Genomic DNA, 16,827 nt, shown 5'->3' on the forward strand with positions numbered 1-16,827 from the left:
ATATTTAGTTAAATGCCATTTAAACCTATGGGAATATTTTTATGACGATTAGCAATCAACCAGAGCCAAACAAGCAACCAGAACCCACTCTTGAGCAACGCCGCATTATTTATCAAGCACGCCGTGGCTTAAAAGAATTGGACTTTTATATTGATCCTTATATTAAAGAGTTATATTTAACTGCTGACCCGAGTGAACAGGCGACTTTCGCAGAAATGCTGACCCATGAAGACCCAGATTTATTGGATTATTTTACCAACCAAAGCCGTCCAGAAAATGCAGCGATATGGGATTTGGTTAATAAAATTAAAACATGGCGTCATAGTAAAAGTTAAACGTAACCATTGAGGTTTTTTCAAAATACCAGCCTTTTAGATAGAGGCTTTGAATACATAAAATCCTGCTTGGATGCTAACGATGACATTGCTAAGCTCCTTACGTATCGACGCGCCAATCCAGCCTGCGAGCCGTATACGTTTGATGTTTTATCTGCTTTTGGCCAGTGCGCTGCTGATATTGGCAGCGCTTGCGTCATTGGCGTTGTGGCAGTATGTACTCATATTGATTGTAAGTGCCGCTGCCCTAAGCTATTTAGCGCTATCGCGACCGATTTTACTGCATCTAAGCCAGCCGCCCTTAAATAAGAGCATGTATCAACATTGGCAACTACTGATGCGAAGCAGTCGCGGCGATAACTTGTGGCAAGCTGAGTTGATCGCAATCAGCAGCTATTCTTGGGTGATATGCTTTAAATTTATTGTCAAAGAGCCTTATCAGCGCCCTTTAGCAGTCGCGATATTTCGGGATCAAGTCAGCGCCGAGCAATGGCACAAATTGTCTATTTTAGCCAATAGCGTTTCTGCTAAAACGACGTAAATAAAGACTATGCGTTAAGAAAATAATATAAGTAGCATCATCTATATGCTGCATTTCTTTATATATCTTTTCCTACCTCTCATTTCTTCCTTTCAATCACTAACATGCCGCTACATGCCATAACAAAACGTCTATCTAAGCTAGGTAACGGTTTTGCTATAGTGGAGATAATCGTCAAACTCTTATTTGTCTTATTATTTAAGGATTTGCTCTAGTATGTGGCGAGAATTTATTTAAATGAGTAAATTAAATCAGATATTTGACGATACATTTTTATAATAAAAGGACGATATCATGAGCTTATTAGGAAATTTAGTCAGTCAAGTGGCGCGCAGTGCCATGGATCCAGAGGACAGACAACGCAATCCGGTCAACCAACGTATTAATCCGCGCCGCACTGGCGGACTTGGTGACATATTGGGTAGCGTACTTGGTGGCGGTCATCAACCCGCACCTTACAATCCGCAGCAGTATGAGCGCCGCTCAGCAGATAATGGTTTTGGTTTAGATGACATCATCGGCGGGCTTACGGGCGCAAACCAGCGCGGCGGTATGAGCGCAGGCACAGGTGGACTTGGCGATGTTTTAGGTAGCGTCTTAAGTGGTCAAATGGGTAGCGGTCGAACCTCGCGCGCGGGCTTTGGTGGTAAAGGTATGCTGATCGCCGCATTGATGCCGATGGTACTCAGTTGGATCAAACGCAATGGTGGTTTGAGTGGCGCTTTATCAAAAATCACTGGCATGGGTTACGAGAATCAAGCGCGTTCTTGGATGAGTAACCAAGAGGTCAATGATAATCTTGATCCTAATGAGATTACGCGTTTATTTGATGAAAGTGAGATTCAGCAGGTAGCGGCGTATACCGGCGCAAATGAGATGGAAGTCCGCCAAGGTCTGGCTGAGCTACTGCCTGAGGTTATGAATCAATTAACGCCAAATGGCAATTTGGAAAATGAACCTGAAGCCAATGAAGAGATTGACCAAATTATCAATCAGTTATCAAATCGTTTAGGCACATTAAAGTAAAGTAATTGTCCTTTATAAATCTTCCTTTCCGTCATTAAGAAAAGAGTGCATATACATGCGCTCTTTTTTTTGTTTTAGCTTAGCAAAAATACTTACATTCTAACGCGATAAGGGCGCAGAGTTTTCTATGTGAGTTGAGTGCTAAAAAAATAGATATGTTAAGAACCGTGACTAAAGTCGCTAAGAAGATTCAAAAAAATTTATGATAACGGTATAATTTATTTAAGGCTACTTCATAGCTTTGCATGTTATTACCCAGTTTCTTTAAAAAGCTTTATATAAAGTCATGCGATATAAAGGTATAAGTATTTTACAAGGATATTACTCATGCCATTTAAGCCTATCCAAGCAGCAATTGCCATCTTAGTTGGTTTGATTATCTGGTTTGTGATTCCTGTACCAAATGGGGTAACACCAGAAGCGTGGCATATGCTGGCCTTATTCATCGCCACCATTGTTGCCATTATCGGTAAAGTCTTGCCCATCGGGGCGATTGCCATTATCGCCGTTATGTTGGTGGCGCTGACTGGGGTGACTAATGACAGTCCAAAAGACGCCATCGCTGATGCCTTATCGAGCTATTCAAGTCCACTGATTTGGCTCATCGGTATTGCGGTGATGATATCGCGAGGACTTATAAAAACCGGTCTGGGTCGGCGTATTGCTTATTACTTCATCTCGATATTTGGAAAAAAGACCATTGGCGTTGCTTACTCGTTGAGCGCAGCGGAGCTGATGATAGCGCCGATTACCCCTTCTAATACCGCTCGTGGTGGCGGGATTATTCACCCCATTATGCGGTCAATTGCGCAAAGCTTTCATTCAACGCCAGAAGAAGGCACGCAAAATAATATTGGCCGTTATCTAGCGATGGTGAATTATCACGCCAACCCGATTACATCCGGTATGTTTATTACCGCCACCGCGCCAAACCCATTGGTGGTAGATTTGGTCAATAAAGCCACAGGGAGTGAGATTCAGCTGTCATGGACGACGTGGGCAGTGGCGATGTTTATACCGGGGATGCTGTGTTTATTATTGATGCCGTTGGTTATTTATCTGATTTATCCGCCCGATGTCAAAGTCACCCCAGATGCCAAACAGTTTGCTAAAGACAATCTAAGCGAGATGGGGCAGGTGAGCACGCAGGAAAAAATCATGTTGGGTGTCTTTGCCTTGATGCTGATATTGTGGGCCAATATTCCAGCACTAATCTTTGGTGAACAATTAAGTGTCGATGCGACAACCACTGCTTTTATCGGTTTGACGGCGCTCATACTGACAGGCGTATTAACATGGGATGACGTGCTTAAAGAAAAATCAGCATGGGATACCATCGTATGGTTTGGGGCCCTGATTATGATGGCGTCTTACCTCAATAAATTAGGCTTGGTTAGCTGGTTCTCAAGCAACATCGAATCAATGATTGGCGTAATAGGCGTCGGCTGGATCGGCGCTGTGGTGATTTTAACATTGGTTTATTTGTATATTCATTACTTTTTTGCCAGTACCACCGCCCATATTACCGCCTTGTTTGCTGCTTTTTATGCCGTAGGGTTAAGCCTAGGCGCGCCGCCAATGTTATATGCGCTTATTTTAGCAGCAGCAGGCAATATCATGATGACGTTGACCCATTATGCAACAGGTACGGCGCCGGTTATTTTTAACTCGGGCTATGTGACCCTAGGAGAGTGGTGGATTATTGGCGCCATCATGAGTGTGGTCAATCTTGTGGTATGGATAGGCGCAGGTTTGATTTGGTGGAAACTGCTTGGTTATTATTGATAAATAGACTGACAATATTATGAATCATCGATGAGTTTGCTCAAATTGGTTAGAAGCGCTCATCTAAGGTACCTAACGTATAATTTAACGCCTCAAAGCAGATATCGGTATTGAAGCCACGATATTGCAAAAATCGTAGCTGGCGTGCTTTGTCTTTTTGCTCAGTGGGGATGTCATCGCCATATTTTTTGGTACGGGCGGTGACCGCAAGTTTTAGCCAATCGACGCCTTCGACTAAGTTATCGGTATCCTCATCGATAAATTCACTAAATTCTTCCGATTCGGCATTGGCCATGTCGATCAGCTCATCAATATTGCCAGGCATGGCTATCTTTTTATGATAGAACTCTTGCTTAATACGAGCGCGTCCGCGTCCTTTACGGATATTTTCTCGTATCAGCATCAGCGTGGTACGATAATCGCTTTGATAGCCTTTTTCTGCAAACTCATCAAGTAGAGCATCGATTTTATCGGGGTCTTGCTCTTTGTCTAGCAGCTTTTGTTTCAGCTCGGCTTTGCCGTATTCACGGCGTGACAAATAATAAAATGCCAACCAGCGCAAACGGCTTTCGGCTTTGATGGCGTCGATATCCGCTTGCCGTTGCTCAGGCGTACGCAAATAGGCTTTAAGCGCTGCAGGTAGGTTGTCTGTTTGATTATTAGCTTGATGGTTTAATTCACTATGACCGTTAGCAATATTGCTATCTGTATGCTCATTATCTTCGCTATCATGAACATCATGCTTAACCTCGGCAAGTAGCTGTTTAATGCTTTGCGCTTCTGGGGGCTGATAGGAAGGTACGTTATTAGGCTCAGGAATGAAATTTGCCGCTGGATGAAAGCTTTTTTTGCGCTTTTTGTTTTTATAAGATTTTTTATTATAAGAGGAAGAAGAGGCAAGCGAGTCTATATCCGTTATAGCATCGTCCTGTAAAGGTGTTGCTTCTTTTTTTGTATAAGTCGTACGTTTAGCCGTTTTTCTAGGCTTGTCTGGATAGGAGCTCTGAGTGTGTTTGAAAGACTCAGAGGAGTTGGTAGACTTTTTGGATTTGGCAGGAGTAGCACTCGCTGAATCGGCTTCCGACTCAGCGAGTATTTCAGCTAAGGTTTTAATTTTCATAATCAATCATGATAGACAATCATATTCTACAAAAAATCTATTATTGCACAGGCTCAGGAGCAAAGTCTTGTTCAGGATCTTCCTCGTCTGGAGCTTTATTAGGGTCGACTACTCCGAGTTTTTCAGCCCGAATTTTAGCTTCGATCTCTTCAGCAATTGCAGGGTTTTCTTTTAAAAACAGTACCGAATTGGCTTTACCTTGGCCAATTTTTTCATCGCCATAGCTGTACCAAGAGCCTGCTTTGCCAACTGCGCCAATCTCAACGCCCAAATCAATCACTTCTGCTAGATGGTTGGTACCTTCACCGTAAGTGATTTCAAATTCAGCTTGGCGGAATGGCGGCGCCATTTTGTTTTTGATGACTTTGACACGGGTTTGGTTACCGATAATATCATCGCCATTTTTCACCGCCCCGATACGGCGGATATCCATACGTACGGACGCATAGAATTTTAGTGCATTACCACCGGTTGTGGTTTCAGGACTACCAAACATAACGCCGATTTTCATACGGATTTGGTTAATAAAGACCACCATACAGTTCGAGCGTTTGGCATTACCAGTGATTTTACGCAGTGCTTGGCTCATCAAACGTGCCTGCAAGCCCATGTGCGAGTCGCCCATTTCTCCTTCGATTTCTGCTCGCGGGGTCAGCGCTGCGACTGAGTCGATGACAATCATATCAACTGCCCCTGAGCGCACCAACATATCGGTAATCTCAAGTGCTTGCTCACCATTGTCTGGCTGTGACACGAGTAAATCGTCCGTATTTACCCCAAGTTTACGGGCGTAAACTGGGTCAAGGGCATGCTCAGCATCGATAAAGGCACAAACGCCGCCTTGTTTTTGGCATTCGGCAATCGCTTGCAAGGTCATGGTAGTTTTACCAGAGCTTTCAGGACCGTAAATCTCAATGATACGACCTTTTGGCAAACCACCGATACCAAGCGCGATATCTAAACCCAATGAGCCGGTAGAAACCACATCGGCGTCAAGCGTGGCTGACTCGTCACCAAGATGCATAATAGTGTTTTTACCAAATTGCTTTTCAATTTGACCTAATGCCGCTTTGAGGGCTTTGGCTTTATTTTCGTCCATGTAGGACTCCTTGTGAAAAATAATAAATATAAAATGGTCTGGTTATGTCAAACGTGGCATTTAAAACGATAGGTTTAAAGCGTTTATTAAATAACGACTTGCTCAGTGAAATCACTCACGACTTTCATCATCAGTAAACGACACATTTGGCAAGTTTGAGATAGAGGGTTATAGTGGGTTTAAGACAGTGATATCGGCTATATCACCTTACTATACAGTAAAAACGAATCATGATAAAAGCAAAAAAAAGTTCATAGACGCTAATGCTCATTTGCCATAACGATGGCTGTAGGTTTATCTTTGCGATACTGGTCGCGCTATCCTGTGTTATATCGCTATTGTTTAGATAAGACTATTATAACAAATACCAAGCCCAATATTTAGCGTAGTAAGCGGCTAAACGACAGTTAATGTCGCCTATTATTGTCCTGCTTTTATTATGAAATAATCATGCTTTGCATATAGTTTTGGACGTGATAAACGGATGATTTGTCAATAGTTTTATGAGTTGTCCACAATAAAAAAAGTATTTTTATTTGTAGGTTGTGAAACATTGATAGGCTTTAAATTAATTTGAAAAAAATTAAAAATATATTATTTATCTTTCAAATACGTCGTAAGCTACTGATTTATAAGGTTTTTAAAATTGTACAAAAAATGAACGATTTTACCTAACCCTTTAAGCTATCTAAGGAAATGCTTGTCAAGTAGCGACTTATACACAGGGTTATCCACAGCTTATGGGGAGAACTCCGCAAACCCTTATGTTACCGATGTTTGCGCAGACATGAAATCCGAGGGAGAGGCGAAATATTGATGATTTCTATTTTTGCAACTTTAAATCTAATAAAAAAATTGTTCTGTTACGCCTATGTTTCACATAATGCCTGCGCCTACAGGGAATTCAATAACAGCCTTGAATGGCTAAACATCTTGAAAACGACATGCAAAGCCTTATATGTCAAGGGCTATGCTAAAAGTAGCAAAATTCAGCTAAAAGCGGAAAAATGAATTGGCATAAAAAAACGGCTAAGTACGTTATTAGTATCTTAGCCGCTATCGTGCAGGAATGCTAGGGTTACGCTACCAAGCCTAATCCTTGATATAGATCAAATCCCAAACGCCGTGTCCGCGCTCTAAACCGCGGCGCTCAAACTTAGTCATTGGACGAAAGTCAGGACGGTCGGTGAAATTACCAGCGCCTGCTTGATTGGTCAGTCCAGCAAAAGCATCTAAAACCTCAACCATCCAAAAGGCATAATGTTCCCAGTCGGTCGCCGTATGGAACCAGCCGCCTTGTTTTAAGCTGCGCGTAACAATTGTCATGCGCTCAGGACTGACAAAACGGCGTTTGTAGTGGCGCTTTTTTTGCCACGGATCAGGGAAGTAAAGCTGAATGCGGTCGATATGATTTTCTGGTAGCTGCTTGAGCAATTGGATGGCATCACCGTTGATGATTTTAACGTTGGTTAACCCTTGCGTCCCTGCCATATAGGCGCATTTACCGATACCTGGCTCATGGACTTCAACACCAACAAAATTGCGCGTCGGCTCTGCGGCGGCCATCTCGATAAACGAATCGCCTAGGCCAAAACCAATCTCTAAAGTCAGCGGCGCATCACTGCCATTCGGGCTATCTGCAAATAACGCGCGTAAATCGTTAATGCCCTCAAGATTGCCATCTCCGAAACTGTTATTGACCAAGTAATGCGCAAATTCTGGCGCAGTCAATGCTAGCTCGGCATTTTTATTCATGTGCGTCCGGCGCTTCATAAAGGTATTAACGATACGAATGTGCTTGTCCGTTGACTCTTCAGTCTGACTGCTGGCATCAGTATCTACATCCACGTTATCAGTATTGATGTTAGAAGCGGTTTGCATTTCTGTGTTCATGGTATCAGCGGTATTGGGGTTTTGCGCATCAGTCGTATCGTTACTACTACTATTGATGTCATTGTGCTTAGGATGTTGACTCATAGGATTAACAAAGCTTAATTAAGTAGATAAAGTTGCCTCATTATAAGTGAAATCGTCACCACTGTGAACGCACAATACAGTTTTAGCGCACCAGCCATAACGCTTATAACTTTATAGGCTGTTTGTATATATAGGTTTCATATATATGGGTTTTCTACGCAGGGCTTTTGGCGTTATCATATAGCCAGCATGTTTTAAAAATAAGGGTTTAAAAATAACCACTTAATAAGAAACGTTAGATAAAAAAACGATATATAAATCCGCGCGTTAATATTTATGCTTAATAATCAGTAAGGCCTATCACCATGTTATTTATCGAGACGGATTCGCCGCCACCGTTTTATCAAGAACAGCTGAGCGCTGCTAAACGCGAACAACTGGATAAATGGTTTATCAGTCAGCGTAGCCAGTCGTATTATCTTAAGCGCTTTAAGGAGTTTGATGAGCAAGGCTACCTATCGCCTAAATGGCACTGGGCGGCGTTCTTTGTCACCTTTCCTTGGCTGTTGTATCGCAAGCGCTATATGGATGCGATTGTATATAGTGTCGCAGGTTGGTCATTTATTCAACTGAATGTGGCGCTGATATTGGTAGCGTTTGAGTTTGTGGCGATGCCTTTTATTGCCGATGCGTATCAGATGGGCATACGGGTCGCTATCGCGGCGCTGATTTGGCTGTTTTGGTCGTTTATGGTGGCACGTTGGACGGATGCTTATTATTATCGCATGGCACGGCGCGAGATTGCGGATGCTATCAATGATTATCCACGCGATGAAGCGGCGCAAAAAGCGCATTTAAAAAAGGAAGGCGGGGTCAGTCTATTTGGCTTGGGCTTAGGCTTTGGATTTTTTGCTTTTGCGTTAATGGTAATAAAGGTACAGTTTTTACCCATTGTCGCTAAGCCTAAAGAAAATGAAGTGTTATTTGATACCTATGATACTGCTAAAACGGCACAAAATCGTGTGGCGCTTAGCTATCGGCAAACAGGACAGTGTCCGCTTAAGCTGCCTTTAGATATGGGTACGCAGCAAGTCAATATCGCGGTTGATACTAAAGCTGCTGGCGTGACAAACACCGATTGTGCAGTTATCGCTACCATTCAAAACGTCAAATTTCCATTACGTTATTTAAATGAGCAGACGCTGGTTTTTTATCATCTGCGCGATAGCGATAATTGGCGCTGTACAACCTCGCTAAATAAAAGGCAGGCGCCTAAAGGCTGTAGCGAGGATTAATAAACGATAAAAATATAATAGCCGTTAGTTTTTAGAGTCAGCGGTCAGATTGTCTTTTTCATCGGCGGGTATGGATTGGCTTTTTAGCGCGTCATAAAAGTCCGTCAAATCCATTTTACGGGCTTTATCGATATCTTCATCAAATAAGCTCTCAAGCTCCGCTATGGCTGATTGTGCCGATTCAATCATACTGGCTTCGTCGCCATAAATCGCTTGCTGGCGCTCGATCAAGTCATCGTCATAATTACGGAAAGTTTGGACAGTCTCGCGCGCTTTTTCTGCTGAGATACCAAGTAGCTGTAATGATTCACGCGACATATCTAAAGACGATAAATAGGTCTCACGCCAAATATGACGGACGCCGACTTCACGCAAACGGTAATAATGCTGGCGGTCACGGGCGCGTGCTAAGACAATCATATCAGGATAGTTTTTACGCAAATATTGAGCGGTGGTAATAGAGCGCTCTACATCGTCGATGGCAAGGATAAAAACGCGTGCTTTTTTGATACCGGCGGCGCGTAGAATCTCGGGGTTTTTTGGATCGCCATAATAGACTTGGTTACCAAATTTACGCACAAAATCAACGCGATTTGCCGAGCGCTCAATCGCTGTAAATTCGATGTTGTGCATGCGCAGCACGCGACCGATAATCTGACCGACACGACCAAAACCAGCAATAATTACCTGATGCTCATCGTCGGGAATGGTATCGTACTCGCGGCTGGGCTTTCTTTTGGCAAAGAGCGGTTCACCGATTTTTTCTAAGAGTAAAAATGCCAGTGGCGTGAGCGCCATGGAGATGGTGACGATAAGGTTTAGGGTGTTGCCAAGTTCGGGGCGTAGGACATTTTGCGCGCTTGCCACACTGAATAATACAAAGGCAAACTCACCACCTTGAGCGAGGGTAACTCCCAAACGAATACTGGTCGGCCAGCGATTGCCCGATACTTTTGCAATGGCGGTAATCACCGCAAATTTAATCACCATCAACGCCATAGCGCAGCCAATAATAAAGATAGGCTTTGCTAAGATGAGTTTGACATCGGTGAGCATGCCGACCGACATAAAAAACAGCCCTAACAGCAAGCCTTTAAACGGCTCAATACTGGCTTCTAGCTCGTGACGATATTCAGAATCCGCCAGCAATACGCCAGTCAAGAACGCACCCAATGCCATCGATAGGCCAATTTGCCCCATTAAAATAGACACGCCCATGACGATAAATAAAGCGACAGCGGTTAAAAGTTCTGAAGCACCGCTAGATGCCACAAATTTAAAGAAAGGTCGAATGATATAACGGCTAGCAAAGATAAGTCCGGCAAAAACGGCAAATACTTTACCAAAATAAATCAAATCGTAGCTTTGTTCGCGCACCCCTGATAAAAATGGAATGACGGCTAACAAAGGGATAACAGCGATATCTTGGAATAATAAAATGGTAAAGGCTTCACGGCCATGGGTACTAGAAAGCTGCTGTTTTTCCGTCAAGATTTGTAGCACAAAGGCAGTCGACGACAAGGCTAAACCAAAGCCAACGATAAAAGCGGTATCAAGCGGCAAGGTAAAAAACTGGTGTAACAGCCACATCAATAGCATGCCTGTCAGACCGACTTGTAAGCCCCCGAGGACAAATATCGAACGCCGTAGCGCCCATAATCGTGAAGGCTGCAACTCAAGACCAATGATAAACAACAGCATGACCACGCCGAACTCAGAAAAGTGCAATAAGCTCTCGGCGTCGCCTGCAACGTCTAAACCACTGGGGCCCAATATCAAGCCAGTAATCAGATACCCTAACACCGTCGCAATACCGAAACGCTTGCCGAGTGGTACAAACAGCAGCGCTGCCCCTAAGAAAATCGTAGCTTGTAACATCAAGTTTGGTGAGCCGGCGGCGGCAGCGAGCATCTGGAATCCTTAGCGGTAATGATAAAATAAGCAGTAAAACAGTGTAGATCAGTAATCAAAATTTTTGAACATCGTTTATTTTTTACGATAAATCTTCCATACGCCATTGTCTGCCAGCGGATTGCTATAAGCATCGTTACGGCGTTTCCGCGGGGTCTGACGACTGTCGACGATTTTAAAATCAGGTAGGGCATGAACGATAAGCCCCGTGCGGTAAAAGCGTACGCGCTCAGGCTCTAGCATCTCGCCCTTGGTATTGCGGCAAAATACATATGCGCGCAAATCAATAAATTCACGATGCGCCACCAAACGTGCCTCATCATCATTGTCAAATACGGCACTCATACGGGCGATTTCATCGGCACTATAATCGCCACATTTATCGGTCAGCGCCCCGACCGAGCCAAAACTTTTGGATTCTTTGGCGCGGGTCTTGGTCAGATGTAACCTTTGCACATGATAAATAAACTGCGGTATCTCAAGGCTGGCGGGCAAAGGCAAATAGTCGGGTGGTAGATTGGCCGCCGGATAAAATGCCATCGCGCGCTCAAGCAGACTGTGCCAACGCTGCTGATAAGCTTGGACTTCGGCTAAATTGCCTTCATAAATCGGCATATCACGAATTTGCCGCAAAATATCAGGCGGAAACTGCTCATCTCGAAAGCTGGCAATATCTTCTTGCAGCGTCGATAGCAATGCTTTGGCATGCTTTTTACCCTCGCTTGAGATAGGGTCAACAATGTAGCTTGGAGCAACGAAAGGAGCTGAGCGTCTCGACATGGCAGAAAATAATCCAGTAGTGGCAAATTGGGCGTTTCAGCTTTAAGTATACAGAATTTAGATAAAAAATATGGCGACGCGGTTAAATTTCCCATGATTTTTAACATCCTATTACAATGAAAAAAGCCGCCTGATATAAGCTTGTTTAAAATTAAACCTTTTTCTTAGGCGCTGTTTTTATGGATAATGGCTCTAAATACTTCCTAAATCATCATAATCGGCGGAGCTTATTAAAAAATATTAGTAGAGTGGTTTTAAAAATTACCGGTGCAGGATTGGCGCTAGTATTTGGATTTTGGTTGCTACTGGCGTCAAATATGGGACCGGTTTATCTGCCACAGTTTATGGACGGCGCGCTAGATTTTTGGATTCGCATGACGCTGTTGGGACTGGGGCTGAGTATTTGGCTCATAACAGCAGTTTGGTTCGTTTGTTTTGTGCTGCGTTATTGCCATTACTTAATAAAGTACTATTTGACAAAACGTCGCTTATAAATGAAACATAAATAGACGACGTTTTAATGGATAGTTGGTTTTAATGGATGGTTAGTTTTAATTGATTGTTATAAGAAGGGCATTGTTTTTGATATGTCGTATCTGGCTTATTAATAGCTAATGTTTAAAGTTTAGTGTCTTAGAAATCTTACCTAAAATCATGCCTAATGGTTGTGACCAATATGACTATTGCTATCAGTCGCCTGCTGGGAGATATTGCAGACTAAGGCGTCGCTATGGGTTTTGGTTTGCGGATGCGCTAAGCTTTCAACCTGAATGGTCGCATGGTGAATATCAAGCTCAAGAAGGCTCTGCTCTAAACTGGCAATCAAGATACTCGATTCATAAATACTCATTTCACCATCGACGACCACGTGACACGATAGGGCGTTGAGACCGCTGGTGATACTCCAAACATGTAGGTCATGGACTTTTTGGACTTGTGGATGGGTAAGTAGTTTATCTTCGACCTCTACCAGTGAGATGCCTTCTGGTGTGCCCTCCATCAAGATATGTACCGAATCACGTACCACGCGATAACCACTAAATAAAATCAATATGGCCACAATGACTGACGCTGCCGCATCTGCCCAAACCCAGCCAAAGCTCATCATCAAAAGCGCGGCAACGATAGCGGCAACCGAACCCATTAAGTCACTTAATACGTGCAAATAAGCACTTTGCATATTTAAATTAACTGGTGCTTTAGCTTCAGCTTGTCCATCTTGCTGTACATGATTGTCGCCATGGCTATGACTATGTGCATGCCCATGCGTATCAGTGCCGCGACTGCCGCGATGCATCAGCCAAGCGACCACAATATTGACCAGCATACCAATGGTCGCAACAATAAGCATCCCTTGGGTCGCAATCTCAGGCGGCGAGTTAAAGCGTTTAATCGCCTCATAAAAAATCATGATGGCAATAATAACCAGCGTTGCACCATTGACCGTCGCCACCAAAATCTCAAAGCGTTTATAGCCAAAGGTTTTTTGATGGGTGGCGGCTTTTTCACCAATTTTAAAGGCCATTAACGTCGCGCCAAGCGCTACCGCGTCACTGAGCATATGACCAGCATCAGACAGCAGCGCCAAACTACCCGTGAGCCAGCCGCCAATGGCTTCGACAAACATATAGCCTGTAATGATGATAAAGCTAAACAGCAAAGTGCGCTGATAACCCTTGGTATCGCGCGGTGCAACCGTCTCTTCTAGATGCTCATCGTGGTCATGATGGTGTTGATTATCCTTGGTATATCTGTCTTGAATATTACTATTATCTGCATGATTTTGAGCATGTTTATGGGTATCAATCGCCGCATTCTGATGAGAATGGTCATGTTGTTTAGATTTCGGGCGCTCTTGATTCATAACAATACTCGGGATAATAAAAGGTGAAATAGAGGGTTTATAAAGCTTTAATTGCTTGTAAAGTTGGACTTGCTGTTCATAACCAGACAGTTATAGAGAATTTAGCACATTTACTAAAGGCTTGCTGTATCTAGGCAGTAAACGATATAAGGCGAATTTTGGCTAGCGTTCTTTATTGACAGCAATATATAGAGAGATAATTAAAACTGGCGAGGTGTGTTTTAAGATTGAACGTTTACCAGCCGACAGGGTCGATATCTAAGGTCAGTTTTAGATATTTGGCGCTTGGCAAAGCAAGTACAGGTTGCCACCAGTGATTGAGTACCCTATGTAATTGCTGTCGGTCTTTGCCTAATAGCAGTAATTGCGCGTGGTAGCGACTGTTCTTTTTACTCATCGGCGCATCGATAGGGCCGAGAACAGCAAGATTATGAGCATTTGGAAGAATACCAACGGCATCTTTTAGCGCTTGCGTGGTGGCAGCTAACGTTTTACCTTCGCAGCGTATTAGGGCAGCATAACTATGCGGCGGCAAGCCCATCATTTTACGTTCTTGTAGTAGCTCGCGTGCAAAAGACAAATAACCGTCTTTTACCAATTTTAATAACAGCGCATTATCGGGTTGCAGCGTTTGAATAAGCACGCGCCCCGATTTGTCCCCGCGACCAGCACGGCCTGCCACTTGAATCATGAGCTGGGCGGTATGCTCTGGCGAGCGAAAGTCGGCGGACAAAAAACCGCGATCGGCATTAGGCAAGCAGACAAGCGTGACGTTGGGAAAATGATGACCTTTGGCGACCATTTGCGTGCCGACTAAGATGGCAGGTTTGCCTTCATTGATACGCTGATAAATATTCTCCCAGCTATCTTTACCTCTAGTAGTATCGCGATCGATTTGGATAATGGGGTACAACTCTTTGCTGGTTTGTGGATTGGCAAAAATTGCATGCAAATTTTCGCTTAGCCTCGTCGTTCCGATACCTTTGGCGTCCAAATTTTGACTGCCACAATCAGGGCAAACCGTTGGGATATAGGCTTGCCAATCACAGTGATGGCATTTTAAATAAGGGCTGTTTGAATAGGAATTGGATTGCGATTGGCTATTATAATGCACGGTCAAATGCGCATCACAGCGCGGGCAATCGGCTTGCCAACCGCACGCTTCGCATAGCAAAACGGGCGCATAGCCGCGGCGATTTAAAAATATCAATACTTGGTCGCCCGCTTCTAGCGTTTGCCGTATCGCCCCAATCAGCGCATCGGTTAGTCCAGTATCATAACGTGCGCCTTCGTCTGTCGTCTGTTGATGGGTGCTTTGCTGGCGTGCATCAATCAGCTGCATGGTTGCAGGTTTGGCGTTACCAGGGCGAGTTTGCAGTTGGTATTCGATAAGCTTGCCATCATCGACCAGTTTTAGATGCTCAAGCGAAGGAGTCGCAGTACCAAGTACGACGGGAATATTGGCTTGCAGGCCGCGATACAGCGCGACGTCAGCAGCATGATAGCGCAACGTATCTTGCTGTTTATAAGAACCATCATGCGCTTCATCGACGACAATTAAGCCCAAATTCGCAAACGGATACAGCACCGCTGAGCGCGTGCCAATAATGATTTGCGCGCGACCGGTGCGGCAGTCTTGCCAACCTTGCAAGCGGTGGGTATTGTTCATACCCGAATGTAATAAGACTATATGAGCGGCAAAGCGACTGGCAAAGCGCGCGCGCGTCTGCGGCGTCAGTCCAATTTCTGGTACCAGTATCAATACTTGCTTGCCAGCTTCTAATACCGCTTGCATCGCCTGCAAGTAGACTTCAGTCTTACCACTACCGGTAATGCCATTTAATAAAAACCCCGTGTAGCGATTGGCTTCATGAGCCGCAATAATGCCATCGACTGCAAGCTGTTGCTCTTCATTTAGATCAAGCGGCATTTTTGCTAAAGTAACGGGCGCAGGCGCAGATTTCGCTTCGATATAGCGCTCGATAAGCCCTTTGGCTTCTAGCGCTTTTAAGAAAGGTCGCTGCATACCTTCTAATAATAATACGTCTTCACTAGCGCCGTGCTCGCCGTGTAACTTAAGCATCTCAAACTGTTGTTTCTGCTTTTTGGCATTGCTATGAAAATCATCATCAGTGACGTGCGGTAGGATTCGCCAATGGGTAGTCAGTAAATCTAGCGGCTTACCTTGGCGTACGAGAGTTGGCAACATCACCGCTAACACGTCACCAAGCGGATAGTGGTAATAACGCGCCAACCAATGGGCCAGCTTTAGCATATTGTTGTCTAAAATGGGCTCAGCATCTAAGCATTTATTAATAGGTTTGAGCTTATTCGTCGGTACGTCGCTAGCCGCTTCCTCAATATGAGCAATGACAATACCGATTAAGGTTTGACGACCAAAAGGTACCTCAACACGGCTACCAATCGGTGGTAGCGGCATGGGGGCCATGGCAGCGCCATTTGCTAATGTCGGCGTGTTTGCCGGCAAGCGATAGTCAAATACCCGATAAAGGGGCACGGGTAGGGCAACTTGTAGCAACATAACTGGGCTTCGCAGTCTTTTTTCGAATGAATAGAGGATAGTAACAACAACGCAAATCTAAACAGGCACAGACAAATAAGCTTAGCATGAAGCTAAGCTTATTATCATTTATTATAAACCAGTAATACTCAGTGACGCTCAATAATCGTCTTATTCAATATACATGATAGATTCAATTTCAACCACGCCGCCTTTAGGTAGCGCGGCGACTTGCACCGCTGCACGAGCAGGATATGGCTCGCTTAAGTTAGCGACAAATACGTCGTTTAGCGCCGCAAAGTCATTTAAATCGGTCAAAGAGACATTGAATTTGACCACATCATTTAAGCTGCCACCGGCCGCCTCACAGATGGCTTTGATGTTTGCAAATACTTGCTTGGCTTGTGCTTCAAAGCCTTCTTTTAGCTCCATGGTATCAGGGTCAAAGCCCAGTTGACCGGAGATATAAACAGTATTGCCTACTTTTACCGCTTGTGAATAGGTACCAACGGCGGCTGGGGCTTTATCGGTTTGAATGGTTTGACGGGTCATATGATTTCCTTATGATGTTTTTTTGGTTAAAAAGTTGGCCAAAAATTTCAGGCGATAATAAATGCTCAACATTGAATGTCT

The 16,827-nt window shown here is 44.1% G+C and carries 14 protein-coding genes; 6 read left to right on the top strand and 8 right to left on the bottom strand.

What is annotated here, in order from left to right; translation table 11 throughout:
• The first annotated feature begins 41 nt into the window (after positions 1 to 41).
• From H9653_RS05425 to H9653_RS05440, 4 genes are all read left to right on the top strand, one after another.
• Positions 42 to 335, top strand: a complete 294-nt coding sequence (locus tag H9653_RS05425) for an FAD assembly factor SdhE (RefSeq protein ID WP_068403808.1) — start codon at positions 42 to 44, stop codon at positions 333 to 335.
• Positions 336 to 417: 82 nt separating this feature from the next.
• The gene (locus H9653_RS05430; RefSeq protein ID WP_191691017.1) at positions 418 to 876 is read left to right on the top strand and encodes a hypothetical protein; all 459 of its coding nucleotides are present in this window, start codon (positions 418 to 420) and stop codon (positions 874 to 876) included.
• 294 nt (positions 877 to 1,170) lie between these two features.
• On the top strand, positions 1,171 to 1,902 hold the full coding sequence (locus H9653_RS05435) for a YidB family protein (RefSeq protein WP_191691018.1): 732 nt from the start codon (positions 1,171 to 1,173) through the stop codon (positions 1,900 to 1,902).
• Positions 1,903 to 2,229: 327 nt separating this feature from the next.
• Positions 2,230 to 3,687, top strand: a complete 1,458-nt coding sequence (locus tag H9653_RS05440) for an anion permease (RefSeq protein ID WP_191691021.1) — start codon at positions 2,230 to 2,232, stop codon at positions 3,685 to 3,687.
• A gap of 49 nt (positions 3,688 to 3,736) precedes the next feature.
• Here H9653_RS05440 and H9653_RS05445 read toward each other — a convergent pair whose 3' ends face one another.
• The 3 genes from H9653_RS05445 to trmB all read right to left on the bottom strand — a co-directional run bounded on the left by H9653_RS05445 (position 3,737) and on the right by trmB (position 7,799).
• Positions 3,737 to 4,807 (bottom strand): regulatory protein RecX, encoded by a 1,071-nt coding sequence (locus H9653_RS05445; protein WP_191691023.1) that lies wholly within the window; start codon positions 4,805 to 4,807, stop codon positions 3,737 to 3,739.
• A 40-nt stretch (positions 4,808 to 4,847) separates the two neighbouring features.
• Entirely contained in the window at positions 4,848 to 5,906 is a 1,059-nt protein-coding gene (recA, locus tag H9653_RS05450) for a recombinase RecA (RefSeq protein WP_191691025.1), read from the bottom strand.
• A gap of 1,092 nt (positions 5,907 to 6,998) precedes the next feature.
• Complete coding sequence (gene trmB, locus H9653_RS05455) at positions 6,999 to 7,799, bottom strand: tRNA (guanosine(46)-N7)-methyltransferase TrmB (protein ID WP_191691070.1); 801 nt, start codon at positions 7,797 to 7,799, stop codon at positions 6,999 to 7,001.
• Positions 7,800 to 8,188: 389 nt separating this feature from the next.
• On the opposite strand from trmB, the gene H9653_RS05460 reads away from it, so the two are divergent.
• Complete coding sequence (locus H9653_RS05460) at positions 8,189 to 9,118, top strand: DUF2628 domain-containing protein (protein ID WP_191691027.1); 930 nt, start codon at positions 8,189 to 8,191, stop codon at positions 9,116 to 9,118.
• A 24-nt stretch (positions 9,119 to 9,142) separates the two neighbouring features.
• Here the strand turns inward: H9653_RS05460 and H9653_RS05465 are convergent, their stop codons facing one another.
• The gene (locus H9653_RS05465) at positions 9,143 to 11,029 is read right to left on the bottom strand and encodes a monovalent cation:proton antiporter-2 (CPA2) family protein (RefSeq protein WP_191691028.1); all 1,887 of its coding nucleotides are present in this window, start codon (positions 11,027 to 11,029) and stop codon (positions 9,143 to 9,145) included.
• A 75-nt stretch (positions 11,030 to 11,104) separates the two neighbouring features.
• Complete coding sequence (locus H9653_RS05470; RefSeq protein ID WP_191691030.1) at positions 11,105 to 11,809, bottom strand: hypothetical protein; 705 nt, start codon at positions 11,807 to 11,809, stop codon at positions 11,105 to 11,107.
• A gap of 179 nt (positions 11,810 to 11,988) precedes the next feature.
• On the opposite strand from H9653_RS05470, the gene H9653_RS05475 reads away from it, so the two are divergent.
• Positions 11,989 to 12,303, top strand: a complete 315-nt coding sequence (locus H9653_RS05475) for a hypothetical protein (RefSeq protein WP_191691032.1) — start codon at positions 11,989 to 11,991, stop codon at positions 12,301 to 12,303.
• Positions 12,304 to 12,467: 164 nt separating this feature from the next.
• Here the strand turns inward: H9653_RS05475 and H9653_RS05480 are convergent, their stop codons facing one another.
• From H9653_RS05480 to H9653_RS05490, 3 genes are all read right to left on the bottom strand, one after another.
• Complete coding sequence (locus tag H9653_RS05480) at positions 12,468 to 13,673, bottom strand: cation diffusion facilitator family transporter (RefSeq protein WP_191691034.1); 1,206 nt, start codon at positions 13,671 to 13,673, stop codon at positions 12,468 to 12,470.
• Between the two features lie 235 nt (positions 13,674 to 13,908).
• Positions 13,909 to 16,215, bottom strand: coding sequence for a primosomal protein N' (locus H9653_RS05485; protein WP_191691036.1), 2,307 nt, complete (start codon positions 16,213 to 16,215; stop codon positions 13,909 to 13,911).
• 150 nt (positions 16,216 to 16,365) lie between these two features.
• Positions 16,366 to 16,746 (bottom strand): RidA family protein, encoded by a 381-nt coding sequence (locus H9653_RS05490; protein ID WP_191691038.1) that lies wholly within the window; start codon positions 16,744 to 16,746, stop codon positions 16,366 to 16,368.
• Positions 16,747 to 16,827: the final 81 nt, after the last annotated feature.

The organism is Psychrobacter communis, from assembly GCF_014836505.1.
Lineage (GTDB): Bacteria > Pseudomonadota > Gammaproteobacteria > Pseudomonadales > Moraxellaceae > Psychrobacter > Psychrobacter faecalis.